Source organism: Sphingomonas sp. LaA6.9 (genome assembly GCF_022601895.1).
Classification (GTDB): Bacteria; Pseudomonadota; Alphaproteobacteria; order Sphingomonadales; family Sphingomonadaceae; genus Sphingobium_A.
Window position 1 is genome coordinate 32,201 of record NZ_JAKVIO010000010.1, and the last position, 26,980, is coordinate 59,180.

General features: G+C 66.0%; 23 protein-coding genes, 1 tRNA gene and 2 pseudogenes. 17 read left to right on the top strand and 9 right to left on the bottom strand.

Features of this window, described 5'->3' with window-relative positions:
• Window positions 1–6 precede the first annotated feature (6 nt).
• Together MKI88_RS07460 and MKI88_RS07465 are read left to right on the top strand one after the other, a co-directional pair.
• On the top strand, window positions 7–711 hold the full coding sequence (locus tag MKI88_RS07460; protein ID WP_241630401.1) for a response regulator transcription factor: 705 nt from the start codon (window positions 7–9) through the stop codon (window positions 709–711).
• Window positions 708–2,282, top strand: coding sequence for a HAMP domain-containing sensor histidine kinase (locus tag MKI88_RS07465; protein ID WP_241630403.1), 1,575 nt, complete (start codon window positions 708–710; stop codon window positions 2,280–2,282). The genes MKI88_RS07460 and MKI88_RS07465 overlap by 4 nt, the downstream gene beginning before the upstream one ends.
• Before the next feature lie 711 nt (window positions 2,283–2,993).
• On the opposite strand, the gene MKI88_RS07470 is transcribed toward MKI88_RS07465, so the two are convergent.
• Window positions 2,994–3,224 (bottom strand): hypothetical protein, encoded by a 231-nt coding sequence (locus MKI88_RS07470; RefSeq protein WP_241630405.1) that lies wholly within the window; start codon window positions 3,222–3,224, stop codon window positions 2,994–2,996.
• A gap of 212 nt (window positions 3,225–3,436) precedes the next feature.
• Between MKI88_RS07470 and MKI88_RS07475 the strand changes: the two genes are divergently transcribed.
• The 3 genes from MKI88_RS07475 (at window position 3,437) to MKI88_RS21520 (ending at window position 4,465) form a co-directional block, all read left to right on the top strand.
• Window positions 3,437–3,658: a hypothetical protein gene (locus MKI88_RS07475; RefSeq protein ID WP_241630406.1), complete on the top strand. Its 222-nt coding sequence runs from the start codon at window positions 3,437–3,439 to the stop codon at window positions 3,656–3,658.
• A 274-nt stretch (window positions 3,659–3,932) separates the two neighbouring features.
• Window positions 3,933–4,223: a HigA family addiction module antitoxin gene (locus MKI88_RS07485; protein ID WP_407073314.1), complete on the top strand. Its 291-nt coding sequence runs from the start codon at window positions 3,933–3,935 to the stop codon at window positions 4,221–4,223.
• Between the two features lie 71 nt (window positions 4,224–4,294).
• Complete coding sequence (locus tag MKI88_RS21520) at window positions 4,295–4,465, top strand: Lar family restriction alleviation protein (RefSeq protein WP_407073316.1); 171 nt, start codon at window positions 4,295–4,297, stop codon at window positions 4,463–4,465.
• 23 nt (window positions 4,466–4,488) lie between these two features.
• Here the strand turns inward: MKI88_RS21520 and MKI88_RS07490 are convergent.
• The 3 genes and pseudogenes from MKI88_RS07490 to MKI88_RS07500 all read right to left on the bottom strand — a co-directional run.
• Window positions 4,489–4,866: pseudogene (locus MKI88_RS07490) on the bottom strand (tyrosine-type recombinase/integrase); the annotation flags it as partial.
• A 55-nt stretch (window positions 4,867–4,921) separates the two neighbouring features.
• Window positions 4,922–5,056, bottom strand: a pseudogene (locus MKI88_RS07495) (Arm DNA-binding domain-containing protein); the annotation flags it as partial.
• Window positions 5,057–5,207: 151 nt separating this feature from the next.
• Window positions 5,208–5,283, bottom strand: a tRNA-Thr gene (locus tag MKI88_RS07500).
• 160 nt (window positions 5,284–5,443) lie between these two features.
• On the opposite strand from MKI88_RS07500, the gene MKI88_RS07505 reads away from it, so the two are divergent.
• The 6 genes from MKI88_RS07505 to MKI88_RS07530 all read left to right on the top strand — a co-directional run bounded on the left by MKI88_RS07505 (window position 5,444) and on the right by MKI88_RS07530 (window position 14,644).
• Window positions 5,444–6,724, top strand: coding sequence for a hypothetical protein (locus MKI88_RS07505; RefSeq protein WP_241630410.1), 1,281 nt, complete (start codon window positions 5,444–5,446; stop codon window positions 6,722–6,724).
• A 104-nt stretch (window positions 6,725–6,828) separates the two neighbouring features.
• Window positions 6,829–11,502, top strand: a complete 4,674-nt coding sequence (locus tag MKI88_RS07510) for an NAD-glutamate dehydrogenase domain-containing protein (RefSeq protein WP_241630413.1) — start codon at window positions 6,829–6,831, stop codon at window positions 11,500–11,502.
• An 83-nt stretch (window positions 11,503–11,585) separates the two neighbouring features.
• Entirely contained in the window at window positions 11,586–12,257 is a 672-nt protein-coding gene (locus MKI88_RS07515) for a PepSY-associated TM helix domain-containing protein (protein WP_348636245.1), read from the top strand.
• A gap of 10 nt (window positions 12,258–12,267) precedes the next feature.
• Entirely contained in the window at window positions 12,268–12,795 is a 528-nt protein-coding gene (locus MKI88_RS07520; protein WP_241630416.1) for a DUF2271 domain-containing protein, read from the top strand.
• Between the two features lie 14 nt (window positions 12,796–12,809).
• The gene (locus tag MKI88_RS07525) at window positions 12,810–13,637 is read left to right on the top strand and encodes a DUF4198 domain-containing protein (RefSeq protein WP_241630418.1); all 828 of its coding nucleotides are present in this window, start codon (window positions 12,810–12,812) and stop codon (window positions 13,635–13,637) included.
• 80 nt (window positions 13,638–13,717) lie between these two features.
• On the top strand, window positions 13,718–14,644 hold the full coding sequence (locus MKI88_RS07530) for an FAD:protein FMN transferase (protein WP_241630420.1): 927 nt from the start codon (window positions 13,718–13,720) through the stop codon (window positions 14,642–14,644).
• A gap of 31 nt (window positions 14,645–14,675) precedes the next feature.
• On the opposite strand, the gene MKI88_RS07535 is transcribed toward MKI88_RS07530, so the two are convergent.
• From MKI88_RS07535 to MKI88_RS07550, 4 genes are all read right to left on the bottom strand, one after another.
• Complete coding sequence (locus MKI88_RS07535; protein ID WP_241630421.1) at window positions 14,676–14,915, bottom strand: hypothetical protein; 240 nt, start codon at window positions 14,913–14,915, stop codon at window positions 14,676–14,678.
• 68 nt (window positions 14,916–14,983) lie between these two features.
• Entirely contained in the window at window positions 14,984–15,667 is a 684-nt protein-coding gene (locus MKI88_RS07540; RefSeq protein ID WP_241630424.1) for a Fe2+-dependent dioxygenase, read from the bottom strand.
• A gap of 99 nt (window positions 15,668–15,766) precedes the next feature.
• A complete protein-coding gene (locus MKI88_RS07545) occupies window positions 15,767–18,097 on the bottom strand; it encodes a TonB-dependent siderophore receptor (protein ID WP_241630490.1) in 2,331 nt (776 codons plus the stop codon).
• A gap of 153 nt (window positions 18,098–18,250) precedes the next feature.
• A complete protein-coding gene (locus tag MKI88_RS07550) occupies window positions 18,251–20,035 on the bottom strand; it encodes an ABC-F family ATP-binding cassette domain-containing protein (protein WP_241630425.1) in 1,785 nt (594 codons plus the stop codon).
• 87 nt (window positions 20,036–20,122) lie between these two features.
• Between MKI88_RS07550 and MKI88_RS07555 the strand changes: the two genes are divergently transcribed.
• The 4 genes from MKI88_RS07555 (at window position 20,123) to MKI88_RS07570 (ending at window position 23,084) form a co-directional block, all read left to right on the top strand.
• Window positions 20,123–20,437 (top strand): PepSY domain-containing protein, encoded by a 315-nt coding sequence (locus MKI88_RS07555; RefSeq protein WP_241630426.1) that lies wholly within the window; start codon window positions 20,123–20,125, stop codon window positions 20,435–20,437.
• 65 nt (window positions 20,438–20,502) lie between these two features.
• Entirely contained in the window at window positions 20,503–21,168 is a 666-nt protein-coding gene (locus MKI88_RS07560; protein ID WP_241630428.1) for a response regulator transcription factor, read from the top strand.
• A gap of 42 nt (window positions 21,169–21,210) precedes the next feature.
• Window positions 21,211–22,593, top strand: coding sequence for a HAMP domain-containing sensor histidine kinase (locus MKI88_RS07565; protein ID WP_241630429.1), 1,383 nt, complete (start codon window positions 21,211–21,213; stop codon window positions 22,591–22,593).
• On the top strand, window positions 22,590–23,084 hold the full coding sequence (locus MKI88_RS07570) for a GNAT family N-acetyltransferase (protein WP_241630430.1): 495 nt from the start codon (window positions 22,590–22,592) through the stop codon (window positions 23,082–23,084). Before MKI88_RS07565 ends, MKI88_RS07570 begins: the two co-directional genes overlap by 4 nt.
• A 9-nt stretch (window positions 23,085–23,093) precedes the next feature.
• On the opposite strand, the gene MKI88_RS07575 is transcribed toward MKI88_RS07570, so the two are convergent.
• Window positions 23,094–23,372, bottom strand: a complete 279-nt coding sequence (locus MKI88_RS07575; protein WP_241630431.1) for a chorismate mutase — start codon at window positions 23,370–23,372, stop codon at window positions 23,094–23,096.
• Window positions 23,373–23,473: 101 nt separating this feature from the next.
• Here MKI88_RS07575 and MKI88_RS07580 point away from each other — a divergent pair, with 101 nt between their 5' ends.
• On the top strand, window positions 23,474–24,490 hold the full coding sequence (locus MKI88_RS07580; protein WP_241630432.1) for a polyprenyl synthetase family protein: 1,017 nt from the start codon (window positions 23,474–23,476) through the stop codon (window positions 24,488–24,490).
• A gap of 28 nt (window positions 24,491–24,518) precedes the next feature.
• Window positions 24,519–26,972, top strand: a complete 2,454-nt coding sequence (gene hrpB / locus MKI88_RS07585; protein WP_241630433.1) for an ATP-dependent helicase HrpB — start codon at window positions 24,519–24,521, stop codon at window positions 26,970–26,972.
• The last annotated feature ends 8 nt before the right edge of the window (window positions 26,973–26,980 follow it).

Sequence of the window (26,980 nt, forward strand, 5' to 3'; positions counted from 1 at the left end):
TGTCCCATGCCCCGCAAGATATTGATCGTCGACGACGATCCGCACATTCGCCAGCTCCTTGCCTTTGCCTTCGGCAAGGCCGGGCTCGAGGCTCTGGAAGCGCGTGACGGCGAGGCAGCGCTGGAGGCCGTGGCGGCGCACGCGCCTGATCTTGTCGTGCTCGACATCAACATGCCCCGCATGGATGGGCTCGAGGTCTGCCGTCGGCTGCGTGCCGAGGGCGATGTACCGATCCTCTTCCTGTCGTCGCGCGACGAGGAAATCGATCGCATTCTCGGGATCGAGCTGGGCGGCGACGATTATGTCGTGAAGCCATTCAGCCCGCGCGAGGTGGTGGCAAGGTCGATGGCAATCCTGCGCCGGACGGCGGGGCATCCGCCCAAGGTGGAAGCCGCGCTCGTCGCGCGGCACGGGGACCTGTCGCTCGACGCCGAGGGCTGGCAGGCACGTTGGCGCGATCGCGAGGTCACGCTCACCGTGACCGAGTTCACGATATTGCGGACGCTGGTTTCGATGCCCAACAAGATCTTCAGCCGTGATGCGATCATCGATCGCCTGCACGGACCGGGTTTCGCGATCACCGACCGGACGATCGACAGCCATGTCCGCAACCTGCGACAGAAGTTCGCGTCGGCGGGGTGTGACGATCTGATCGAGACGCGCGCCGGCATCGGCTATCGCCTCGGGAGCTGCACCGGCTCTGCCGCATGATCGGACGCTTCAAGTCTTTCGTGAAACGGCACTGGCCCGTGCTCAGGCTGCGGACCATCATCTTCGCAATCCTGTTGTTTGTTGCCGCACTGCCCGGCATCAGCGCCCTGTTCCTGCGCGTGTACGAGAACACTTTGGTCCGCCAGACCGAAGCCGAGCTCCTTGCCCAGAGCGCTGCGCTCGCCGCTACCGCCCAGGCGCTGTGGCCGCGCGGCACGCCGCCGGCATCAGATCGCGCGCGGGTGGTGGTCGATGCCTCGCCGCAGTGGACGGCGATCGATCTGCGGACGTCCGATATTCTGCCCGAACGCCCGGGGGCAACGCCAGCTACCTTGCCACCCGACCAGGACGCGCAGCGCGTTGCGCAGCTGCTGGCCCCGATCCTCGAGACGACCGAAGCCAGGACGCTTGCCTCGATACAGTTCATCGATCGCAACGGGGTGGTCGCGACCGGTTATGAAGCGGGCGGCAGCTATGCGGCCTTGCCCGAAATTACGTCGGCGCTTGCGGGCAGGCCGGCAACGGTCTTTCGACGCAACGGCAATTACCGTCCTCGCTATTCGTTCGAGTGGCTCAGCCGCGCGTCGGCGCTGCGACTGCATCATGCCCATCCCGTGATTGTCGGTGGGCAGGTGAAGGGCGCGCTGCTGCTCTCACGCTCACCGCGTGCATTGTTCCGTGGACTGTACGAGGATCGCGGCAAGATCCTGCTGGGCGTGGTGGCGATATTCGGGCTGCTCGTCCTGCTCTCGGGCGTGCTCTCACGCGCCATCGTCCGCCCGATCGAAGCGCTCAGCCGGGCCACGCGCGATGTCGCGGCCGGGCGCGGCAGCGTCCCGCCCGACCCGGACCTGTCGGTGACCGAGATCCGTGCGCTCTATGAGGACTTTCGTGTCATGGCCGAAAGCCTTGCGCATCGCTCGCGCTACGTGCGCGATTTTGCCGCGTCGGTAAGCCATGAGTTCAAGACGCCGCTCTCGGGCATTCGCGGTGCGATCGAGTTGCTCGAAGACCATGGCGAGAGCATGACGAGGGCCGAGCGTGGTCAGTTTCTTGCCAACATATCCGCCGACGCCGATCGCCTCTCGCATCTGGTGGGGCGCCTGATGGAACTCGCCCGCGCCGACATGCGCGTGCCCGATTCGAACTCGCGCGCCGATGTGCTGCAGGGTCTCACCCGCGTGGCCGACGGTTTCCGCACGGAGTCGTTCCATGTCGATATCCGACAAAGCGTGCCGCTTCCCAAGGTGCGGGCCGAACCGTCGACGATCGAGGCGGTGGCGGCGACGATCATGGAAAACAGTCGTCAGGCCGGCGCCTCGACATTGACCATCGCCGGTGCTGCCGATCGCGACTGGGTCATCATCGACTTGCGCGATGATGGCCCAGGCATTCCCGCAAGCGACCGGGAACATATCTTTGCCCCCTTTTTCACCAGTAAAAGAGAGGCGGGCGGCAGCGGTCTCGGGCTCGCCATTGCCAGGTCGCTCGTTGAGGCAAGCAGGGGGCAACTGCTGCTGGTTCCATCGGCAATCGGCGCGCATTTCAGCCTTCGATTACCTTCCGTTTAGGCCATCCGTTGTTGGATGCACGTCCCAGCGGCGAAGCGCCGCCCTTCCCGCTGTCGGCGGCGTTCAATACTCGATGCTGGAACTGCGGCGGCGCTCGGATGCGGGGGCCGGGCTGTTGCCCTCGGTGCGGAAGATAGATCGGAGGCCAGCAGAGCTTGCGGGGGGCAATGGCAAATACCCGCCGCGCTGGCTTCGGGGAGGAAGCCAAGTTCGACCAATATCTTCTGACCACTGTTGCGGATCGGGGGACTTTGTCCCCTGCGCCCCCGATCCGCATCCCCTCCCAGTATCCCCGCCACATCCCCCAAAATGAATTCCGAGTTCGTTGCGCGGTGAGCACGCCAACGGGCACGCCATGTCAGCGCTGCGGCAGATTGGTGCGCGGCAAGCAGAGCTTATGCGGTAGACACTGCCCGCCGCGCTGGCATTGCAGGAAGACAAAATGCGGCGAGCCGATCCTAATAGGGGGAAGGATAAACCCGTCGTATGTCGTTCTGCGTCTCAACTGTGAAAGCGAATTGCGCGGCGCGCCTTAACATAGGTCAGCCTTTGGCTAGGCGAATTGCAATTTCCACCGCGCGGGCCGCTCACTCCGGTCGAGCGAGAGGTGTGACGCGGATCGGGGAAATTTCAACGAGGGGATTTGCCCGGCCCGGTCGGTGTATATCCAAGGGCGCCGGGATGCCGCCCGCGCTGCGGGAGCGCCCGCCCTCACTGACAGTCGGCGATATCGTCGACGGTGACGCCAAGCGCCGCCGCGACGCGCTCAAGCTCGTAATGTTCGAGAATGTCGTCGTCGGTGGCGATCGCGTGAAGCTTGGCGACCGGCACATTTGCAATTACCGCGATCTCGTCGAAGCTCATCTCGATCTCGTCGGCGAGAACGGTAAGCCAAGGCGCGCCGTTGACGATGCGGGCGTGACAGTCCGGGTTGATCGGCATTTGCGAGCCTTTCGAATCGCCAAAGCGCGATGATCCCGCTTCGAGCTCGGACATTCAACCGCTGGGCTGGATAATTCGGCGCTCCGAAGTGCGCTGTCCTAAAAGCCCGCACCTGTCCATGATCGCTTGCATGCCCGAAGCGCGCTTTGTCTTTCCCGAGTACTCCCGCCGATCCGCCGCCGTATCCCGGCGGGCGAGCCCTGGCTTTGCGTTTGGCATCAGCAGAAGGCGCGATCGTCGAGCGCGATCACGCGGAAAACCAAATCCCGCTCGACGACCTCATTTCAATGACACAAGGCGCGATCGAGCCCGACGCCGATCAGCCAGGGGCGAGCGCGGCCGCGCTCGGCGTGACGGTCGCGGAGATCGGGAGGAGCCGCATGCGGCCAACGCCAACGCGACGCGAAAGCCTTCGCGTTATTGCGGTGCCATGAACCGCTTTGCAGAAGAAAATTCGGCGCGCCAATGTCCGATCCGCGGCACAGACACACTGCTGCATACGCTGCCCAAAATACTGGCTATATCTGAGGGAGCACATAGCGAGCCTCCGTTCGAAGCGGCAGCTCTGCAATAGCATCCGCTCACCGGCGATCGTGCCGGAACGTGGGCGATGACGGTGACCAGAAACTGGCGCATGACGTTTGTAAAGATCGATGACCGGACGATCGCCGATGTCGATTTGGAGGATTATCACTGATGGCTCTGACTATGCACCCCTCGCTTGCCGTTCACCCGGGCGACTGGCTCAAGACGGAGATCGTCGAAGCGCACGGCGTTGGCATCAGCCTGCTTGCCGAGAAGTTTCATGTCAGTCGCCAGGCGTTGAGCGCGGTCCTGAACGGACGCTCCGCTCTCAGCGCCGACATGGCGATCCGCTTCGAGAAGGCGTTCGGCGTGAAGGCCGACACGCTCATGCGAATGCAGACGGCCCATGATCTGGCGGTGGCCCGTGCGCACCAGGACGAAATCAAGGTCGACCGGGTCCTTGAAGCGGCCTGAAGAATAGGCTTGCCAGCAAGACCGAGTCACATCGAGCGATGAAACCCGATAACGTGCAGTTCGTCTCAAGGATGGGAAGCGATAGGTTGGCGCCGTGTCCGTTCTGCGGCTCCATCGACATCGGCTTCTATGAATATCATTATGCACAGCATTTCGCCGTTGCCTGTGGCGCGTGCGGTGCTCAAGGCCCGAGCAGGCCCGAGAGAGACGCGGCAATCGCACTCTGGAACGGCCGACCGTAAGGCGTGCCGGGATCGGCCTGGCTTTATCTTCTCAATGAAATCGGAACCACCTCACCGCGGCGCCGATACAAGTCCAGCTGGTCTGACCACCATTGCGCCATTTTTACGCGCTCCGGCCAATGGGCGCCGCGATGATAGGCGGCCCGCACGCGATCGCTGTCCTTGTGCGCAAGTGCGCGCTCGATCGCATCCGGATGCCAAAGACCTGACTCGTTCAGGAGCGTGCTCGCCATCGCGCGGAAACCATGGGCGGTCATTTCCTCTTTCGAATAGCCGATCCGGCGGAGCGCGCAGTTGATTGTGTTCTCGGACATGGGTCGGTGAATCGAATGAATTGCCGGAAATACAAATCGACCCGGACGCCCCAGCCACCGCAATACGTCGAACAGCTCCAGTGATTGCCTCCGCGATGCTCGTGCAGGGGTATTGGCCAAGCGACAATTTGCGCTCCACGCCTCGGCAGTGATATTTCAGTCGCCAAAGTTTGGACCCTGAGGCCTGGACGAGAACGTAAAGTCCCTGGCCGTCGGCAAGCTTGTAGGGCCTGTCTGATGGCGCGGCATTGAGATTGTCCGAATCTTGCAGTTTCATAGCGGGGCCACGAAATATTATTTTCCTCGCGGCCCCCAATATGGCCCCAAATGGCCCCGGATTGGGGTGGATTTGGGCGGACAAAATGGATGGCCAACTGCTCCGAAACTAGCAGATTTCTGCGATTTTTCAAGGTTTTGGAAGTGGTGGCTGGTGCCGCTTACAGGACTCGAACCTGTGACCCCCGCATTACGAATGCGATGCTCTACCAACTGAGCTAAAGCGGCGCGCGCGCTCCATGAGGAGCGTTTGAGCGGGGTGCGCTTACCAGCGCATCGGACTTTGCACAAGCGGGCAACGCCAAAGAAATCGCTGGCCCGGCTTAACCCGGTGTCAACCATGTCGGTGCACAATATGGCAGTTCGGCGGCTGCCGTGGGGGGCTTGAATGGACAGTTTACGCGGTTTTGACGGGGAAGAGGCGATCGTCGACCATGACGATTCGGACCATTCCGGCGTGGAAACCCCGCTTGCGATCGGCGCGGATGAGCGCCGGATGCATGTGCGCGCCTATAACCACTGGGCTTCGCTGCTGTACGGCCGCGCCTTTCCCTCGATCGAGGATCTCGAGCCCGACGCGGTCGAGGATTTCGGGCCGCATAGCGTATTGCTCGATTTCACCGCAGGCGCAGAGGCGCCCGCGATCGCCTATCTCGGTCACCGGCTGCGCCGCGAATGCGCGCTCGACGAGGGGATCGACTCGGTTGCCGACGTGCCCAGCCGGTCGCTGCTGTCGCGGCTGACCGATCACTATCTCCAGATCATCGCCAATCGCGCGCCGATCGGGTTCGAGGCCGAGTTCATCAGCCAAGGGGGCGTCAACACACTCTATCGCGGAATTCTGATGCCCTATTCGTCCGATGGCGAGACGATCGACTTCATCTATGGCGTGATCAACTGGAAGGAGCGTGCAGATCCGACGCTCGAGGCCGAGCTGGTGCTCGAGGTCGAGCAGGCGATACTGAGCGCGCCGCGCGCCGCCGAACATGCGCCGGTCTGGCCCGACGAGCCCCTCGGGGCCGATGCGGACGGCGGGATCGAAGACGATGAGATTCTCGATCTCGACATGCCCGTGATCGACGAGGATGCCGGGCTTGCCGATCTGCTCGACGCCGCGCGCCAGGGCGCCGACGCGGTGCGCGTCGCCGATGGCCGCAGCCGCGCCGCACTCTACCGCGCGCTCTCGCTCGCCTATGATTTCGCGCTGGTCGCGGCGGCGCGTCCGCAGGAATATGCCGAACTGCTCCAAGATTCGGGGCTCAAGGCGCAGGACCGCGCGCCGATGACGCCGATCGTGAAGCTCGTCTTCGGTATCGACTATGATAAGACGCGCCTGACCGAGTTCGCGGCCGCGCTCGCGCATGGCCGGCGCGCGGGGCTGGGTGTCGGCGAGCTGCGCGATCTGCTCGAAAAATTCCCGGGCGGGCTGAAAGGCATCGTCAGGGCCGAGCGTGCCGCGCGTGCGCCCGCGCCCCGGCCGCCGCGCGACGAGGCCGCCGCCGAACAGCTTCGCCGGATGGCGCCGCAAGCGATCGTCGAGCTCGATTCGGGCGATGGCGAGTTCGTCGTGCTGGTTGCCCGACGTGTGAGCGAGCGCGGGCTCGCGGTCCTGGGCGCCGTGCTCGACGACGCGCTTGTCGCACGTGCCATGGTCAAAGCCGCCAAATAACTGCCCTGACGGGTTGAGTTTGCGATCCGTCAGGCGTAGTTCCGCCTTATAATAATATTGCGCGGCTCCGTTTCGTGGGACCGCGGATTTGCAGGCGGAGATACATGGCGGACTCGAGCGATTCGCAACCCGAGGCGCGTGCGAAGGCATTTTGCGCCCCGATTTCAGCAGCCCTGGTCGAGGGCGCATTGCCCGGAGAGATTCAGGACTTCGGCAAGAAAATGCGCGAGGAGGCTGCCGCCTTCATTGCCGGGACCGCTTTCGTCCGGCGGCAGGACACACCCGCAATCAGCCTCGAATCGATCGGCGCCGACGACGATAGCGGCCTGCGCCGCATGCGGCTGGCGGTGATCAACCGCGACAAGCCATTTCTGGTCGATTCGGTTGCGGCGACGGTCGCGGCGCATGGGCTCGCGATCGACCGTGTGCTCCACCCGGTGGTGCCCGTCGCGCGCGACAAGGACGGCGCGCTGGTCGCGATCGGCAAGAAGGCTGGCAAGGACGCCGAGCCCGAATCGATGATCTATATGGAGATTGAGCGTGCCGACGCGAAGGATCGGCGCGCGCTTGTCGCCGCGATCCGCAGCACGCTCACCGATGTCCGTGCGGCGGTGCGCGACTGGCCGAAGATGCAGGCGGCTTTGCGCGCCGATGCCGAAGCGCTGGGCGACAGCGAGGGCGGGGCGCTGCTCCACTGGTTCCTTGACGGCAATCTGACGCAGCTGGGACATGAGGTGCGGCTGCGCGACGGCACGACCGAGTCGGCGCTGGGTATCGCATCGACCGCGGGCGACGAAACCCCGACCCTCGCGGACTCCTCGCGCGAGCGGGCATTCAAATGGTTCGAGACCAAGGGCAATTCCGCGCCGCTGATGCTCAAGTCCAACCGCCTCGCCACGGTGCATCGTCGCGTGCCGATGGACCTTGTGATCGTGCCCGTGATGAAGGGCGGCAAGATCGTGGCGATCTCGATCCATAGCGGGCTCTGGACCAGTGCCGCGCTTGCGGCTGCGCCGGGTAAGGTTCCGGTGCTGCGCGCGGGGCTTGCGCAGATCCAGCAGAAATACGGCTTCAGCGCGAGCGGCCATGCGGGCAAGGCGCTGGCGCATGCGCTATCCGAGCTGCCGCATGACCTGCTGATCGGCTTCAAGCCGGAGGCGCTCGAGGACACCGCGCTCACCGCGATGTCGCTCGCCGACCGGCCGCGACCCGCGATGATGCTGCACCGCAGCCCGCTCGGCCGGCATCTGTTCGTGCTGGTCTGGTTGCCGCGCGACGAGGTCTCGACGGGCCGGCGTACCGCGATCGGCGAGATGCTGAAGCGTGCGTCGGGTGCCGAGATCCTCAACTGGGCACTCGAACTCGACGACAGCGAGGTGGCGCTGCTGCGCTATACACTCGATCTGCGCGACGGTGGGCAGGTGCCCGATGCCGCCGAGCTCAATCGCGAACTTGTCCAGATGGTGCGCGGCTGGGTGCCCGGCGTCGAGGCAGCGCTCGCCGAACTGGGTGAGGGGCAGCGTGCTGCGCGGCTTGCGATCCGCTACGCCAATTTCTTCCCCCAGGCCTATCGCTCGGCCTATGGCGCCGCTGAGGCCGCGCGCGACATTCTGCGTCTGCGCGATCTCTCGAGCGAGGGGCATCGCGGCGCGCGGCTGTTTCACCGCGAGTCCGATGGCGAACGCAAGCTGCGCCTCAAGGTCTATCATCTGGGCGGTTCGATCCCGCTTTCGGACATCGTGCCTGCGCTCGAGAATTTCGGCTTTCGCGTGCTCGAAGAATTGCCCACCGCGCTCGACGGCGGCTTCGGCTATGTGCACGACCTGTTGCTCGAGGCTTCGGGCGGCACGACCGCGAAGGATATGCTGGCGCGCGCCGATGTGATCGAAAGCGCGATCGCGGCGGTGCTCGAAGGCCGCGCCGAGAACGACTCGTTCAACCAGCTGATCGGCTCGGTCGGGCTCGATCCATCCGCGGTCGTGCTGTTCCGCGCCTGGTTCCGCTATCTGCGCCAGACGGGCATGTCCTATGGCCTCGACACCGTTGCGGGCGCATTGCGCCGCGCGCCGGTGGTGGCCAACCAGATCATCGCATTGTTCAACGCGTTCCACGATCCCGCGCAGGCGAGCGAGACCGCGGCCAGGGTTGCGGGCGAGGCGATCGATGCCGCGCTCGCCAAGGTCGCGGCGATCGACGACGATCGCATATTGCGGCGCATCCGTGGCGTGGTCGACGCGACGCTCAGGACCAATTTCTTCTCGCACGCGGCGCAGGAAGCGCTGGCCTTCAAGCTCGACAGTGCCGCCGTGCCCAACCTGCCCGCGCCGCGTCCGTGGCGCGAAATCTGGGTCTATAGCCCCCGCGTCGAGGGCATCCATCTGCGCGGCGGCCCGATTGCGCGCGGCGGGCTGCGCTGGTCCGACCGGCGCGACGACTTCCGCACCGAGATCCTCGGGCTGATGAAGGCGCAACTCGTCAAGAACGCGGTGATCGTCCCCACCGGCGCCAAGGGCGGCTTCTATGCGAAGCAGCTCCCTTCGCCGGCTACGGACCGCGACGCCTGGCTCGCCGAGGGAACCGAGAGCTACCGCATCTTCATCCGGACGTTGCTGTCGGTCACCGACAATATCGTCGAGGACGCGGTGGTGCATCCCGAGCGCGTCGTGATCCGCGATGGCGAGGATCCCTATTTCGTCGTTGCCGCCGACAAGGGCACCGCGAGTTTCTCGGACGTGGCCAACGCCATCGCGCTCGAACGCAATTTCTGGCTGGGCGACGCTTTCGCGAGCGGCGGTTCGCAGGGCTATGACCACAAGGGCATGGGCATCACCGCCAAGGGGGCCTGGGTTTCGGTCACGCGCCACTTCGCCGAAATGGGCGTCGACGTTCAGAAGGATCCGGTGACCGTCGCGGGCTGCGGCGACATGTCGGGCGACGTGTTCGGCAACGGCATGCTGCTGTCGAAGAGCCTCAGGCTCGTCGCGGCGTTCGATCACCGCCATATCTTCCTCGATCCCGACCCCGATCCCGCCGCGAGCTGGAAGGAGCGCGCGCGCCTGTTCAAGCTCCCGCGCTCGTCCTGGGCCGATTATGACGAGAAGCTGATCTCGAAGGGCGGCGGCATCTTCCCGCGCACGCAAAAGGAGATTCCGCTCTCGAAGCAGGTCGCCGCGCTGCTCGGGCTCGATGCCAGGTCGGTCGATCCTTCCACGCTGATCGCGGCGATCCTGAAGGCGCCCGTCGACCTGCTCTGGTTCGGTGGCATCGGCACCTATATCAAGGCGCGCGACGAGAATAATGCGGAGGTCGGCGATCCCGCCAACGACGCGCACCGCGTCAATGGCGAGGAGGTTCGCGCCAAAGTGATCGGTGAAGGCGCCAATCTGGGCGTCACACAGGCGGGCCGTATCGGCTTTGCCGAAAGGGGCGGTCGCATCAACACCGACTTCATCGACAATTCGGCGGGCGTCGATTGTTCGGACAACGAGGTCAACATCAAGATCCCGCTCAACCGCGAGATGCGCGAGGGCCGTCTCAAGTTCGACGATCGCAACACCTTGCTCGCCAGCATGACCGACGATGTCGCCGCGCTGGTGCTCGAAGACAACCGCCTCCAGACGCTGGCACTTTCGCTCGCCGAACGCGGCGGTGCGGACGCGCTTCCCGCGCAGGTCCGTGTCATCGAGATCATGGAGACGGCGGGCCGTATCGACCGCGCGGTCGAGGGGCTCGAAAGCTCCGACGATCTCCTGCGTCGGGCGCAGGACGAAAGGGGGCTCACGCGCCCCGAACTCGCGGTCATATTGTCGCACGGCAAGCTCGCGCTCCAGAGTGCGATCGAAAATACGGCCATCACGGGGGATCCGGCGCTGACGCCGCTGCTCCGCGCCTATTTCCCCGGCGCGATGCAGAAGCGATTTACCGCAGCGATCGACGCGCACCGGCTGCGCCCGCAGATCATCGCGACCAAGATGGCCAACCGCGTCGTCAACCGGCTCGGCCTCGTCGCACCCTTCGAACTCGCCGAGGAAGAGGGCGTGTCGCTCTCGCAGGTCGCTGCCGCCTATTTTGCGGCGGACATGATCTTCGGGCTCGAGGGCGTGATGGAGATGATCGAGAAGGCGGCATTGAGCGAGGAGAACAGGCTGGCGCTGTTCGATCTCGCCGCGGCGGCCGCGCGCCTCCATGTTGCCGACCTGCTGCGCATCACCAGCGCCGAAGCGCAGCCCGGGACGGTCGCCGAGCGGCTCCGTAGCGGCGTGAAGCGGCTCGATCAGGCGCGCGACAAGCTGCTCAAGGCCGAGGCGCGCACGCAGGCGAACACGCTGCGCGCGCGCGTCGAAAGCCATGGTGCGCCCGGCGCGCTTGCGGACCGCATCGTCCGGCTCGACGAACTCGACGGCGCGGTCGGCATCGCCGATCTGTGCGAGACGCGCGGCTTCGATGTCATCGCGGCGACGCAGGCCTATGTCCGGCTCGGTGAAGCGCTGGGTATTGACTGGGCCAAGGCCGCTGCGCTGCGCTGCATCGCCGTCGACCAGTGGGAGCGCCTGCTGATCGCCGGCCTCAGCAGCCATTTCGAGCAGCTCCGCTTCGACTTTCTCGCAAAGATCGGGGGCAACGATCCCGAGAGCGCGGTCGAGCAATGGATCGCCGCCAATGCGCCGCGCGTTGCGCAATTCCGTGCGCTCGTCGAGCGTGCGCGCACCGCGGCTGTGCCGACTCCTGCGATGCTCGCACAGATCGGCGGACAGGCGCGCATGCTGCTGTTGCGCTGAGCCAGCCTAAGCGCCCCCGCTTGCAGAAGAACGGGGGCGCTTTACTGTTGTAATTGAGAATCGTTCGCGTTATGCGGCGGCGCATGAGAGATGGCGCCGAAGTGACCGCGATTGATCGCCCCGCGTCCCTGCGCGCCGCGCCCAGGCGCGGCCGCAAGACCTTCTGGCTCAAGCAGTTGCACACCTGGCACTGGATGAGTTCCGCGATCAGCCTCATCGGGCTGCTGCTTTTCACGATCACGGGCTTCACGCTCAACCACGCCGCCGAGATCGAGGCGGCCCCCGTCATCACCGAGCGCAATGCGCAGCTCCCCGCCGACCTGTTACCGCAGATCGCGCCCGACGACGCGTCCGACGCGAAAAAGCCATTGCCGCCCGCGGTCGCGGCGTGGGTGGGCAAGGAGTTCGGCGTGAAGTCGGGCGGCGACGCCGAATGGTCGGCTAACGAAGTCTATCTCGCGCTGCCGCGCCCGGGCGGCGACGGCTGGGTCGCGATCGACCGCGCTTCGGGCGCGATCACCAGCGAAAACACCGATCGCGGCTGGATCTCCTATCTCAACGATCTTCACAAGGGCCGCAATTCGGGCGCCGCGTGGAAATGGTTTATCGACATATTTGCGGCCGCCTGCCTGGTCTTTGCGATCACCGGGCTGGTCCTGCTTCAGCTCCACGCCGCCAAGCGCCGCAGCACCTGGCCGATCGTCGGCTTCGGGCTGCTGATCCCGGTGCTAATCGCCGTCATCTTCATCCACTAGGGGTATATATATGCAGCTTACCCACCGCATCGTGCTCACGGGCGCCTCGCTCGGCGCAGCGCTTGCCCCGGGTGTCGCGCTCGCGCAGACGATGGATGTCAGCATCGCCATCCCTCGCCTGACGGTCGCCGAATATCATCGTCCCTATGTCGCGGTGTGGATCGAGGCGCCGGGTGCGCCCGCCAGGACGCTGTCGATCTGGTACGATTTCGACATGAAGGGCGACGAGGGCACCAAATGGCTGCGCGACGTGCGCCAGTGGTGGCGCGTCTCGGGTCGGAGCCTCAAAATGCCCGCCGACGGGATCACGGGCGCGACGCGCGCGCCGGGCACCCACAAGATCAGCTTCACCAATGGACGCGGGGCGCTGGGCACTCTCGCGCCGGGCAATTACACGCTCGTCGTCGAGGCGGCGCGCGAGGTTGGCGGCCGCGAACTGCTGCGCCTGCCCTTCGCCTGGCCTCCCAAACCGGGCCAGACCGCACGCGCGGCGGGAACATCCGAGCTCGGCGCGGTCAGCGTCGCCTTCAAGCGTTGAACAGGGGAAGAAAGATGAAGAAGACCGTCGCACGCACGTTTTCTGCCGCCGCGCTGCTCGCAGCACTGGTGACGCCCGCAACGCTCAACGCGCATCGGCAGTGGATGCTGCCCTCGTCGACCGTCGTTTCGGGCGACGATGTCTGGATCACCGTCGATGCCGCGGTCTCCAATGACCTCTTCTATTTCGAGCACCAGCCGCTGCGGCTCGAGACCATCAAGGCATGGGCGCCCGATGGCAGCGAGGTGAAGATCGAGAATGGCGCGACGAGCCGCTATCGCAGCACCTTCGACGTGCACCTGCTCCAGAAGGGCACCTACAAGATCGCCGATGCGCGCACGATGGTCGGCGGCACCTATATGCTCGCGGGCAAGCAGGAGCGTCTTCCCCGCGGCGTGACCGCCGACAAGCTGGCGACCGCCATCCCGGCGGGCGCGACTGATGTGAAGATCAGCGAGAGTCAGAACCGCAACGAGATCTTCGTCACCTCGGGCGAACCCACTGACACCGTGCTCAAGCCTTCGGGCAAGGGGCTCGAGCTGGTCCCCGTCACGCATCCCAATGATCTGGTCGCGGGTGAGGCTGCGACCTTCCGGTTCGTGATCGACGGCAAGCCCGCCGCCAATCTCGGCGTCACCGTGATTCCGGGCGGCATCCGCTACCGCAACGACCTCAAGCAGGTCGATCTGAAGACCGACGCCGAGGGCAAGGTCACGATCAACTGGGCGGAGCCGGGCATGTATTGGGTCAACGCCAGCGCGACCGACAGCAAGACCAGCGTGCCCGCAGCCACCGAGCGGCGGCTGGGCTATGTCACCACGCTCGAGGTGCTCGCCCCCTGAGCGCCGAAGCCGCCCGCGTCCTGATCCCGCTCACGCTCTCCCCCGCCGCCTTTGCCACGCGCGAGGCGAAGGGCCGGGTCGTGACGCTTCAGGGTTTGACGATGGGGACGAGCTGGTCGGTCCGGCTCGTCGCCCGGCCGTCTGGCGTCGCCGATGCTATGCAGGGCATCGAGCGAGTGCTCGACCGCGTCGTGGCGCAGATGAGCAACTGGGAAACCGGCAGCGACATCAGCCGCTTCAACCGCTCGACGCCGGGCACATGGCTATTGCCGCCCCCCGAGTTCCTGACGGTGCTCGACGCCGCGCTCGAGATCGCGCGGCTCAGCGATGGCGCGTTCGATCCCGCAATCGGCGCGCTCGTCGATCTCTGGGGTTTCGGGCCCGCCGGACCGCGCAAGACGCCGCCCGCCGACGACGCGGTCGCCGACGCGCTGGCCCGCTCGGGCTGGCGGCGGATCGAACATGACATGGCCGCGCTGCGCGCTCGCCGCACTGCCACGGCGGCGCTCGATTTTTCAGGCATCGCCAAGGGCTTCGCCGTCGATCGGGTTTCCGAATGGCTGGCGGGGCAGGGGCTCGTCCATCATCTTGTCGAGATCGGCGGCGAACTTCGCGGATCGGGGCTCAAGCCCGATGGCCAGCCCTGGTGGGTCGATCTCGAAGCGCCGCCGGGGGTTGCGGTGCCGGTCAACCGCGTCGCGCTCCACGGATTGTCTGTCGCAACCTCGGGCGACTATCGCCGCTGGTTCGAACATGATGGTCGCCGCCACGCGCACAGCCTCGATCCGCGCACAGGCCGACCGATCGCAAACGGCGTGGCATCGGTGACGGTGCTTCACCCGAGCTGCATGCTGGCGGACGCATGGGCGACCGCACTCACGGTGCTCGGCACGGAGGCCGGGCTGGCGCTGGCCGAGGCGCAGGGACTGGCGGCACGCATCATCGAACGCGCGGAGCAGGGCGTGCGGGAATGGCATTCGTCCGCGTTCCGGGCGATGGCGGGCTGAGCCGTAAGCGCGTAGTCACCAGGCCGCGAGATCACCCCTCGCTGTTCAGTCTCTCGGCCAGTTGCGCGATCTCGTCGGGCTCGAGGATCCAGGTGCGCGTTTTCCTGCCTTCGCGGTGTACTGGCACGGTCAGCAATATCCGGGCCTGCGCCTTTGCAAAGGGTTTGAAGATCGCGAAATGCATCGCGCAATCGCGGATCGTCCCGATGAAGGGCGCCTTGCCGTCGAGATCGATCAGCGTCGCGGGTTGATCCCAGGGGATTGGGGACATGTGCTACCTTCCATTTTCTGCCCCCTCTCAAAACACCCGGAGCGTTTCGGAAGCAAGCGCGGCGTCGCTCAGCTGTCGGCCCAGCGCCGCAGCAGATTGTGGTACACGCCCGTCAGCTGGATGATCGCGGGATCGGTCTGGCCGCGATCCTGCGCGATCGTCTGGATCGCGGTGTCGAGTTCGAACAGGCTGCGCCGGGCCTCGCCGTCGCGCACCATCGACTGGATCCAGAAAAAGCTCGCGATCCGCCGCCCGCGCGTCACCGGCTCGACCTTGTGCAGGCTGGAGGCGGGATAGAGGATCATGTGCCCCGCGGGCAGCTTGACCGCCTGCGCACCGAACTGGCCCTCGACCACCAGCTCGCCACCGTCATAGGCTTGCGGGTCCTCGAGGAAGAGCGTCGCGGAAAGGTCGCTGCGAATGCGGAAATCGGTGCCGCGCTGGATGCGCACCGCATTGTCGACATGCACGTCAAAGCCCTGACCGCCCTCATAGGAATTGAACAGCGGCGGGAAGATTTTGAGCGGCAGCGCGGCGGCGATGAACAGCGGCACGCGGCCGAGCGCGTCGAGAATGATCGCACCGGCTCGCCGTGCCGCGCCACTGTCCTCGGGCAGCTGGAGGTTGCGCTTGGCGAGCGCCGACTGGTGGCCCGAGGTGGCGTTGCCGTCGATCCAGTCGGCCGCGTCGATCAGCGCGCGAACCTCGGCGAGCCGCGCGGCATCGAGCACGTCGGGGATCTGGATCATCATGGTCTTGTGCCTCCCTCTTTACCGGCGTGTACGGCCGTGACGGGGATCAGGCAAATGGCCGGCAGAGAGGGGATCCGCCGGCCATGCCCCCTGTTGGCGTCAGAAACTGTAGAACAGGCTCAGCACCGCCGAACGGTCCTCGCCCGGCATAGCCCAGCCGCCGCTCACTGCGCCTGTCGTCGCATTCACATTGTTGCGGATGCCGGTGAAGTAGCGCTCATTGGTCAGATTGGTGACGTTGAGCTGCGCGGTCAGGCCGTTGTCGAAGGCATAGGACAGGAACGCGCGGTGGGTCAGATAATCGTCCGACCGAAATTGAGCGGATTGCAACGCGGTGCGCTGGTTCAGTGCGAAGCTGCCCTGATAGGTAAGGCCATAGCCGATCTCGAGGCCGAAGGGCAGTTTATAGGTGGTGAACAGGCTGCCCGAATGCTTGGGCGTCTGGATCAGCACATCACCACGCTGCGGATCGGTGGCCCCGGCATCGCGCTGGAAATCGGAGATGCTCTGCAGCACCTCGCTGTCGAGATACGTATAGTTGGCGAAGATCGTCCATTCGGGCGTGATGTTGCCCGTGGCGCCCAGCGCGATGCCGTCGACGCGCGAGCGGCCATCGAGCACCTGAAGCCCTGCGGGCAACGACGGATCGTTTGAGGGGACGCGGAAATTGCTGCGCTCGTTGCGGAAGAGGGCCGCATTCAGTTGCAGCGTGCCTTCAAGCACATCCGCCTTGGCGCCGACCTCGTAGTTGCGCGCCTTTTCGGGGGCGACCGCGCAGGGGTCAGCCGCGCCCGGTGTCGCGATCACGCCGCAGCCTGCGCGCACTGTGGCTGAAGACGGCGTCTTCGAATTGCCATAGGCGGCGTACAGGCTGACACTCCGGGCGGGCTTGAACACCGCGCCGAAGCGATAGGAGAACAGATCCTCGTCGCTCACCTGCAGCGCCTGCTGCGCGGGCGTCAGCGGGGTCGTTCCCGCCGGATAGAAGGCGAGCGGGATATTGCGGAATTCGCCGCGATTATTCTCGTAGCGAAGCCCGGCGTTGAGTTCGAACATCTCGCCGATCTCGAGCGTGTCGAAGGCATAGACGGCCTTGTTGCTCGAGTGACTCTTCGACTTCGAGGTGACGGTGAAGTTGATCGGCCCCGTATAGATGGTGGCGGGGTTCGCAAGGTTGATCGGCGGCAGCGTGACCGCCGAGCCGTTCGCGTTGCGCGGCAGCGACGCCTGGGTGATGCTGTAATCTTCCCGGGTGAACGACGTGCCGACAACGAGCGTGTTGCGCAGCTTGCCCTTTTCGCCCGAAATGACGCGCAGATCGGTCTGATTGTGGAGCAACTGGTTTTCCTGATCGCGCACAAGCCCGCGAGGACCAGAGGGATTGAAGAAGCCGGGCGCGAGGCCCGCGGGGCAGGCAAGCCCGACGGTCGCGGTGCCGTTGGCGCCCACTGGCTGCAGTCCCGTCGTCGAAAGGCAGAAAGTGCCCTGCGGCGCGCTCGTCTGGCTGTACTGGCCGACGCGTTGCCAGCGGGTCAGGTTGCGGATCGAGATGGTATCGCTGAACTCGTGGCGGAAGGTGGCGGTGAGGCGGTCGACCGTGATTTCCTGCTCATCGAGATTCTCGATGCCGAAATAGTCGCTGTCATTCACTTCCTCGAGCGGGCCGTCATTCACGAAGCTCTTGAAATAGGGGACGCCATAGATCGGCGTGTTATCGTCGCGCTGGTGGACATAGGCGAGCGTCAGGCTGGTCGGGCCGTCGATGCCCAGCGTGATCGAGGGCGCGATGCCCCAGCGCTTCAATTCCTCGACGTCGCGGCCGGGAATGTCGTTGCGGTGGTACATGGCGTTGAGCCGCACCGCGATCAGATCATTGACGCGCAGGTTGCTGTCCACTGTCGCGCGATAATAATTGTCCGTGCCGATCGCCGCCTGAAGGATCGTCAGATCCTCGGGCTGGGGCACCTTGGTGACGAGGTTGATCGTCCCGCCGACCGAGCCCGATCCGTTGAACGCCGAGTTGGCGCCGTTATAGACCTCGATCTGCTGCAGGTTGAACGGGTCGGTGCGGCTGTACTGCGCGCTGTCGCGCACGCCGTCCTGCGTCAGGTCATTGTTGGCCGAATAGCCGCGCAGGTTGATCGAGTCGCCATAACCTCCGCCGCCTTCGCCTGCGCCGAAGGTGATGCCCGGGATCGTCGTCAGCGCGTCGCGCAGCGTCAGCAGGTTCTGCTTGCGCAGCGTCTGGTCCGAAATCACCGTGATCGTCTGCGGCGTGTCGAGCAGCGGCGCGGTCGCCTTCGGTGACTCGACCTCTGCGCCCGGCTCGCCTGTTACGATGATGACGCGCTGCTCGGTCGGGTCGATTGCGGGGGCATCGGCCGCGTCCTCCGCCAGTGCGGGCGACGTGAGGAATCCGACACACGCCATCGCGAGAAAGGCGGGCGATGCGACACTGGATGCGGGCTTGGACGAAGACTCGATGGACACGGCAATAGACCCCCTTTGTTGTCGGGGGTGCTGCTATTGAGAGCCACTCGCATTGTCAATGATATTGCGAGCCATTCTTAATACTGTCGCAAATTAACCCAGCGCCTCGACCATCTCCGCCAGTTCCAGCCAGCGTTCCTCGGCCGCATTGCGTTCGACGCGCGCCGCGTCGATCGTCCTGGTAAGCTGCTCGAAAAGTGCAGGGTTTTTCACATAGAGATCCGGATCGGCGAGCGCGGCCTCATCGCGCGCGATTGCCGCCTCGATATCCTCGATCCGGCCGGGCAGAAGGTCGAAATCGCGCTGATCCTTGTAGGAGAGCTTGGTGCGCTGCTGCGGCCTGGGCTGTTCCACATTCGCCGCGGGGGCCTTGCCGGCCTTTTTGGGTTCGGCGCGCGCAACGCGCTTGGCTTCCCAATCGGCATAGCCGCCCGCGACCACGTCGACCTTGCCCGAACCGTCGAGCCCGAGCGTCACCGTCACGGTACGGTCGAGGAAGTCGCGGTCGTGGCTGACGATCAGCACGGTGCCGTCATAGTCCGCGATCACCTCCTGCAGCAGGTCGAGCGTCTCGAGGTCGAGATCGTTGGTCGGCTCGTCGAGCACGAGCAGGTTGCTCCGCCGTGCGAACTCGCGCGCGAGCAGCAATCGCGATCGCTCGCCGCCCGAAAGCGTGCCGACCTTCGCGTCCGAAAGCCCGGGCTCGAACAGGAACTCCTTGAGATAGCCCTGGATGTGCTTCTTGACGCCGCGCACTTCGATCCAGTCACCACCCTCTGCGAGCACGTCGCGCACGCGCTTTTCGGGTGCCATCAGGCTGCGCTGCTGGTCGATGATGACGCCGTCGAGCGTCTTGGCGAGTGTGACCTTGCCCTCGTCGGGCGCAAGCTCGCCGGTCAGCAGCTTGAGGAGCGTCGTCTTGCCCGCGCCATTGGAACCGACGATGCCGATGCGGTCGCCACGCTGCACCTTGAAGCTGAAATCCCTGATGACGGCGCGTTCGCCGAAGCGCTTGGTGACGCCCTCGGCGGTGATGACGCTCTTGGTCCGGACGTCGTCGCTCTCGATCGCGAGCTTGGCCGCACCCTGCGGGCCGATCATCGCGGCGCGCTGCGCGCGCATCTTGTGCAGTGCCTCGAGCCGGCCCTGATTGCGCTTGCGCCGCGCGGTGACGCCGCGCGCAAGCCAGTGGAGTTCGAGCTTCAGCTTGGCGTCGAGCTTCTCGGCGGCGCGCTCCTCCTCCGCGTAAACCTTCTCGGTCCACGCATCGAAGCCGCCAAAGCCGATCTCGTTGCGCCGGATATTGCCGCGGTCGAGCCACAGCGTCTGCCGGGTCAGCCGCGTCAGGAAGGTGCGGTCATGGCTGATCGCGATAAATGCCCCGGAATATCGTCCCAGCCAGTTCTCGAGCCAGTCGATCGCAGCGAGGTCGAGATGGTTGGTCGGCTCGTCGAGCAGCAGCACGTCGGGCTTCATCGCGAGCGCCCGCGCGATCGCGGCGCGGCGGCGTTCGCCTCCCGACGCGGTCGCCGCCTCGCGCGACAGGTCGATGCCGATCTGGTGCGCGATCGCCTCCACCTCGTGCTGTTCGGGCGCGTTCTCGCCCCCCAGCGTGAAATCGAGCAGCGTCGCGTGCCCCGCCATCGCGGGTTCCTGTTCGAGCAACACGACATTGGTGCCGGGCACGATCGTGCGCCGGCCCTCGTCGCAGTCGATCGTGCCCGCGATCAGCTTGAGCAGCGTGGTCTTGCCCGCGCCGTTGCGGCCGATCAGAGCGAGCCGGTCGCGCTCGCCGATGAACAGGTCGAGCCCGCGGAACAGCCATCCGCTCCCCTGGACGAGGCCGAGATTTTCATAGGCAAGAACGGGGGCGGACATGGCGATTCTCTGAAATGCTGTGGATGACGCAGGGATGAAGCGGCTATTCATGGCCTATTCAACGCTTTCACCCTATGCCACAAGCCCATGACGACGATGAACCGCCTCTTTTCCCCGCTTGCCGCTGCCATTGGTGCGACACTGCTGATGGGGTCCGCCGCCGCTGACGCACGCCGTGGTGACCAGGATTCGGCCTATGAGGCGCGTCAGAAGGGGCAGGTCATGTCGCTCCGCGAGATCGAATCGCGGGTGCTTCCCTCGGCGCGCGGCGCAGAGTATCTGGGACCGGAGTTCGATCGCGCGCGTTCGGTCTATCGTCTGAAATTCCGGCGCGACGTCCAGGTCTTCTGGGTCGATGTTGACGCGCGCAATGGCCAGGTCATCGGCCGTTCGGGCCGCTGAGGCATCCAGCCCAAAGATGTGAGTGACCGGGCCATTTTGCCGGCCCAGGATATGAAGGGGAATGCATGCGCGTTTTGATCGTTGAGGACGAACCGAGCCTCGGCCAGCAGCTGCGCCAGACGCTCGAGGGTGTCGGTTATGCCGTCGACCTCGCCACCGACGGCGAGGACGGCCATTTCCTTGGCTCGACCGAAAATTATGATGCGGTCGTGCTCGACCTCGGGCTGCCTGAGATCGACGGGCTGACCGTGCTCGACCGCTGGCGCAAGGAGGGCAAGGTGATGCCCGTGCTCGTGCTCACCGCGCGCGACAGCTGGTCGGACAAGGTGGCGGGGCTCGATGCGGGCGCTGACGACTATCTCGCCAAGCCCTTCCAGTCCGAGGAACTGATCGCGCGGCTCCGCGCGCTGATCCGCCGCGCCTCGGGCAATGCCTCGTCGGAGCTCATCGCGGGCGACGTCCGTCTCGATACGCGCTCGGGCAAGGTCACGCTTGCGGGCACGCCGGTCAAGCTGACCGCGCAGGAATACAAGCTGCTCAGCTATCTTCTCCATCACAAGGGCAAGGTGGTCAGCCGCACCGAGCTGATCGAGCATATCTACGATCAGGATTTCGATCGCGATTCGAACACGATCGAGGTGTTCGTCACGCGTATCCGCAAGAAACTGGGGGCGGACGTGATCTCGACGATCCGCGGGCTGGGCTACAGCCTCGACGACCCACTGGGCTGAGCTGGACGGCGCCGCTCAAGCGCGGCGCAGCCCGCCTTCGCAATGACCGAAGTCCTCCAGATCACCGAAACGTCCCCACGCAAGCGCCGCACCACCGGATCGCTCACGCGCCGGATGATCACGATCGCGGCGCTCTGGATCCTGTTGCTGCTGGTCGGCGGCGGCCTCGCGCTCGACCGCGTGCTGACCAGCGCGATCACACGCAATTTCGACGCGCAACTCGAATATGTGCTGCGCTCGATGGTCGCATCGGCCGAGATCGGTCCCGAAGGCGAGATGCGATTCAGCCGGGCGCTTGCCGACCAGCGTTTTCTTGAGCCCAATTCGGGTCTCTACTGGCAGGTGACGGGCAAGGGGTTCGAGCCCTTTCCGTCGCGTTCGCTCTGGGATCGCCGGCTCGCGACGGGACCATCGCATACCGACAGCGACGCCCACGCCTATGACAGCCGCGAATTTCCCGATGAGGCGCTGCGTGTTCTCGAGCGCGACATCCGGCTGCCCGATTCGTCCATCCTCTGGCGCTTCCAGGTCGCCGAAAGCCGCGTCGGCCTCGACGAGCAGATCGCGGTGCTGCGTCGAACGCTGGTACGCAGCTTTGCGCTGCTTGGGCTGGGGCTCATCGTGCTGGCGGGGCTCCAGACGCTCTATGGGCTGTGGCCGCTCAACCGGATCAGGCAGTCGATCGGCGAGATGCGCGCGGGGCGCGCCAATCGCGTCGAGGCATCGACGATGCCCAACGAGGTTCAGCCCATGGTCGAGGAGCTGAACGCGCTGCTCGAGCATAATGAGAAGCAGGCCGAGGAGGCGCGACGTCACGCCGGGAACCTCGCGCACGCGCTGAAGACACCGCTCACCGTGATCATGAACGCCGCGACCGCGCAGGCGCCCGATCTTGCAGACACCGTGATACGCGAAGCGGCGACGATGCGGCGCCAGGTCGACCACCATCTCGCGCGCGCGCGCGCCGTCGGGCGCCGCGGCCATGCGCATAGTCGCGCGGAGGTCTGGCCCAGCCTCGAATCGGTCGAGCGCGCGGTCGGAAGGCTCTATCCCCATGCCCGTTTCGACATGGATGGCCCGCGCGATCTGTCGGTGCACGTCGAGCGTCAGGACCTCGACGAGATGCTCGGAAACCTCATTGAGAATGCCGCCAAATATGGCGGGGGCAGCGTGTTCGTGACAATCGCGCTGGCGGGGGATTTCGTCGAGATGCTGGTCGAGGATGACGGCCCCGGCATTCCCGAAGAGGAGCGCCAGCGCATTTTCGATCGCGGGGTGCGGCTCGACACGGGGAAACCGGGGACGGGGCTCGGCCTCGCCATCGTTCGCGACGTCGCCGAGATATACGGCGGCAGCGTCTCGCTCGAGGAAAGCGAGGATCTGGGCGGGCTGCTTGCGCGTCTGCGCCTGCCGGTGGTGGCGTGACACCGCTGATCCGGCGGTTCGAGCCTCGCGATATTGTTGCCGCCTACGCGCTCCAATGCGAGGCCTATCCCGATGCGCTGCACGATTCGCCCGCGGCGTTCATGAGCCGTCTGGACTTTGCAGATGGGCTGAGCCTCGTGGCCGAACATGATGGCGCCTTGACGGGCTATATCCTCGCGCATCCCTGGCCAGCGGGCTCGCCGCCGCCGGTCGATGCCATCCTGACGTGCCCCGCAGGCCCCGGACTGGTGCACTATGTCCATGACATGACGCTGGCGCGCGGGGCGCGCGGATCGGGGCTTTCCCGGCAGCTTTTCGAGGCCAGCGCGGCGCGCGCCCGCGAAATCGGGCTCGGACGCGCCGAGCTTGTCGCGGTTGGTGGCGCCGCCGTGTTCTGGGTCAGGCTCGGCTTCATGCCCGTGGATGTTGGCGCCGGCCTGCGCCGGAAGCTGAGCGCCTATGGCACCGACGCGGTTTACATGGCGCGTTGAGCGCCTGAATCAGCCGCGCAGCCGCTCGTGATGGCGGATGACCTCGTCGATGATGAAGCGCAGGAACTTCTCGGAGAATTCGGGATCGAGATTGGCGTCCTGCGCCAGTTTCCTCAGCCGCTCGATCTGGCGCTCCTCGCGCCCGGGATCGGCGGGGGGCAGGCCGTTCTCCGCCTTGTAGCGGCCAACCGCCTGCGTCACCTTGAATCGTTCGGCGAGCATGAAGACCAGTGCTGCGTCGATATTGTCGATGCTCTCGCGGTAACGCTTCAGCCGGTCGTCACTCATCCACAGTCTCCTTGCTCGCGCGGCTTTTCGTTGCATGGCTCTACGAAAGCAAGGCCATATCGCTTGCATAACGCGGTGCACGGGGCCAGAGCCACAATGTCATGACCGCAACGATTCACCGCCTGAACCCGTCCGGCCGCGTGCCCTCGCTCGAACCGATGATGGCGCTCGTCGCCAACGACATGAATCAGGTGAACAGCGTGATCCTTGCGCGAATGCAGTCGGACATTCCGCTGATTCCCGAACTGGCCGGCCATCTGATCGCGGGCGGCGGCAAGCGGATGCGGCCGATGCTGATGCTCGCCTGCGCGCGGATGCTCGACTATACCGGCACGCGTCAGCACAAGCTCGCCGCCTCGGTGGAGTTCATCCACACGGCAACGCTGCTGCACGACGATGTTGTCGACAAATCGGACCTGCGTCGCGGCCGCCGCACTGCCAACCTGATCTGGGGCAATCCTGCGAGCGTGCTTGTGGGCGATTTCCTGTTCAGCCGCTCGTTCGAGCTTATGGTCGAGGACGGCAGCCTGAAGGCGCTGCGAATCCTGTCCAATGCCAGCGCGGTCATCGCCGAGGGCGAGGTCAACCAGTTGACCGCGCAGCGCCAGGTCGAGACGGGCGAGGACCGCTATCTCGAGATCATCGGCGCCAAGACCGCCGCGCTCTTTGCCGCCGCGTGCCGAATCGCCGCCGTGGTTGCCGAACGCCCCGAGTCTGAAGAGCTCGCGCTCGACGCCTATGGCCGCAATCTCGGCATCGCTTTCCAGCTCGTCGACGACGCGATCGACTATGCCTCGGACGAGGAAACGATGGGTAAGGGCGTGGGCGACGATTTCCGCGACGGCAAGGTGACGCTGCCCGTGATTCTCGCGCATGCGCGCGGCAGCGCCGAGGACCGCGCCTTCTGGCGCGATGCGATGCACGGCCACCGCATCAGCGACGCCGATCTCGCGCACGCCAAGACCCTGCTCGAACAGACGGGTGCGCTGGCCGATACGCTTGAGCGCGCGCGCCATTATGGTCAGCGCGCGATCGACGCGCTCGGCAGCTTCGGCGCCAGCCAGGCCAAGGCGACGCTGGTTGAGGCGGTCGAGTTCGCGATCGCGCGGGCCTATTGATTCTGCTTCCGCTGGACGGGCGGGGCCGATGACGCTTCCCATCCACGCCATCCTGCCCGATCTGCTCGCGACGCTGCGCGCGCAATCGAACGCGGTGCTCGTTGCCCCCCCCGGTGCGGGCAAGACCACTGCGGTCGCGCCGGCATTGCTCGATCAGCCATGGTGCACCGGACAGATCCTGCTGCTGTCGCCCCGCCGCCTCGCCGCGCGCGCCGCCGCCGAGCGCATGGCGATGCTCGCGGGCGAACCCGTGGGCAGGACGATCGGCTACGCCACGCGCATGGACAGCAAGCAGTCCGCCGCGACGTGCGTGCTCGTCCTGACCGAAGGAATCTTCGTCAACCGCATCCAGACCGATCCCGAACTCGTGGGCGTCTCCGCGGTGCTGTTCGACGAAGTCCACGAGCGCAGCCTCGACAGCGACTTCGGCCTCGCGCTCGCACTCGATGCGCAGGGTGGACTCCGCCCCGATCTCCGTCTCGTCGCGATGTCGGCGACGCTCGACGGCGCGCGCTTCTCGGGCTTGATGGGTGACGCGCCGGTGATCGAGAGCGAGGGGCGCAGCCATCCGCTCACCCTGCGCCATCTCGGCCGCCGCGCCGAGGCGCGGATCGAGGACGAGATGGCCGCCGCGATCCGCCGCGCGCTCGCCGAGGAACAGGGCGGTGTACTCGCCTTCCTCCCCGGCGTCGCCGAGATCGAGCGCACCGCCGAACGGCTGACCGGGCTGCCGGGCGACATCGACCTGCACCGGCTTCACGGCACGCTCGACCCTGCCGCACAGCGCGCCGCGATCGCCGCCGCGCCTGCGGGCAAGCGCAAGCTGGTGCTGGCCACCAGCATTGCGGAGACCAGCCTGACGCTCGACGGCGTCCGCATCGTGATCGATTCCGGACTGGCGCGCCGTCCGCGCTATGACCGCGCGGCGGGCGTCACGCGCCTTGTTACCGAGCGCACCAGCCAGGCCGCCGTCACGCAGCGCGCGGGCCGCGCCGCGCGCCAGATGCCGGGCGTCGCCTATCGTCTCTGGGAAGAGGCGGCGACTGCGGGGCTGCCGCCCTTCGATCCGCCCGAAATCCTCGAAGCCGATCTCTCGCCGCTGCTGCTCGATTGCGCACTCTGGGGCGTCGCCGATCCCCGCACGCTCGGCTGGATCGATCCGCCGCCCGAGGCCGCGATCGCCGAGGCCCGCCGCCGGCTGCAGAGCCTTGGCGCGCTCGACGGCGATGGCCGCCCGACGCCGCACGGTGCGGCGATCGCGAAGCTCCCGCTGCCGCCGCGTCTCGCGCACATGCTCGTCGAAGCGGGTACGCGCGGCTGGGGGCGCCTCGCGGCACGCGTCGCGGTATTGATCTCGGAGCGTGGGCTCGGCGGCACCGACGCAGATCTCGAACTGCGCCTGCGCCGCTGGCAGGGTGAGCGCGGGCAGCGTGCGCAATCGGCGCGCGGCCTCGCCGAACGCTGGCAGCGGCTCGCGGGCACCAGCGCGTCACAGGATGACGGCGATATCGGTGCCTGTGTCGCATTGGCCTTTCCCGACCGGCTCTCGAAGCGCCGCGATGCCGATGGCGCCAACTGGATTTCGGTCGGCGGCCGCGGTTTTCGTCTTGATCCCGCCTCGCCGCTCGCGCGCGCCGAATGGCTCGCGGTCGCCGAGATACAGGGCGCGGCGTCGGGCGCGCGAATCCTGTCGGCCGCGCCGATCGATTTTGCTGACGTCGAGGCGCTGTTCGGCGATCGCATCGAAAGCGGCGCGCACTTGACCTTTGATCCCGCAACCGGGGGCGTGAAGGCGATGCATGGCCGTTGGCTTGGCGCGATCCAGCTCGCCAGGGGGCAGGACGCCAGGGCCGATCCCGCCGCGATCGCCGCAGCGCTCGTCGAGGGCGTCCGCAGCCATGGCCTCGATCTGCTGCCATGGAGCGAAAATGCCCGGGCGCTGCGCCGCCGTGCCGCATTCGCACGGGCGCACGACGCGGAACTCGCCGATCTCTCGGACGAGGCACTTCTCGCCACCCTCGACGACTGGCTCCCCGCGATCGTATCGGGCAAGCGAAGGCTCTCCGACATTGATCCCGCGGCGCTGTCGGGCGTGCTCGACATGTTGCTCGGCTGGGACGGGCGAAAGCGTGTCGATGCGCTGACGCCGCCCGAGTTCACCACGCCCGCCGGCAGCAGCCACGCGATCGACTATGCGGCGGAGGGCGGCCCCACCGTCACCGTGCGCGTCCAGGCCTTGTTCGGGCTGGCAACCCATCCCGCAGTCGCGGGCGGACGCGTGCCGCTCGTGCTCAGCCTCACCTCGCCGGCGGGCCGGCCGATCCAGACGACGCGTGATCTGCCCGGATTCTGGGCGGGAAGCTGGACCGATGTCGCCAAGGAGATGCGCGGACGCTATCCCAAGCACCCCTGGCCCGACGACCCCGCCGGGGCCAGCGCGACGCTCCGGACAAAAAAGGCCGATGCGCGTGCGCGGTCGTGACGGCGCAC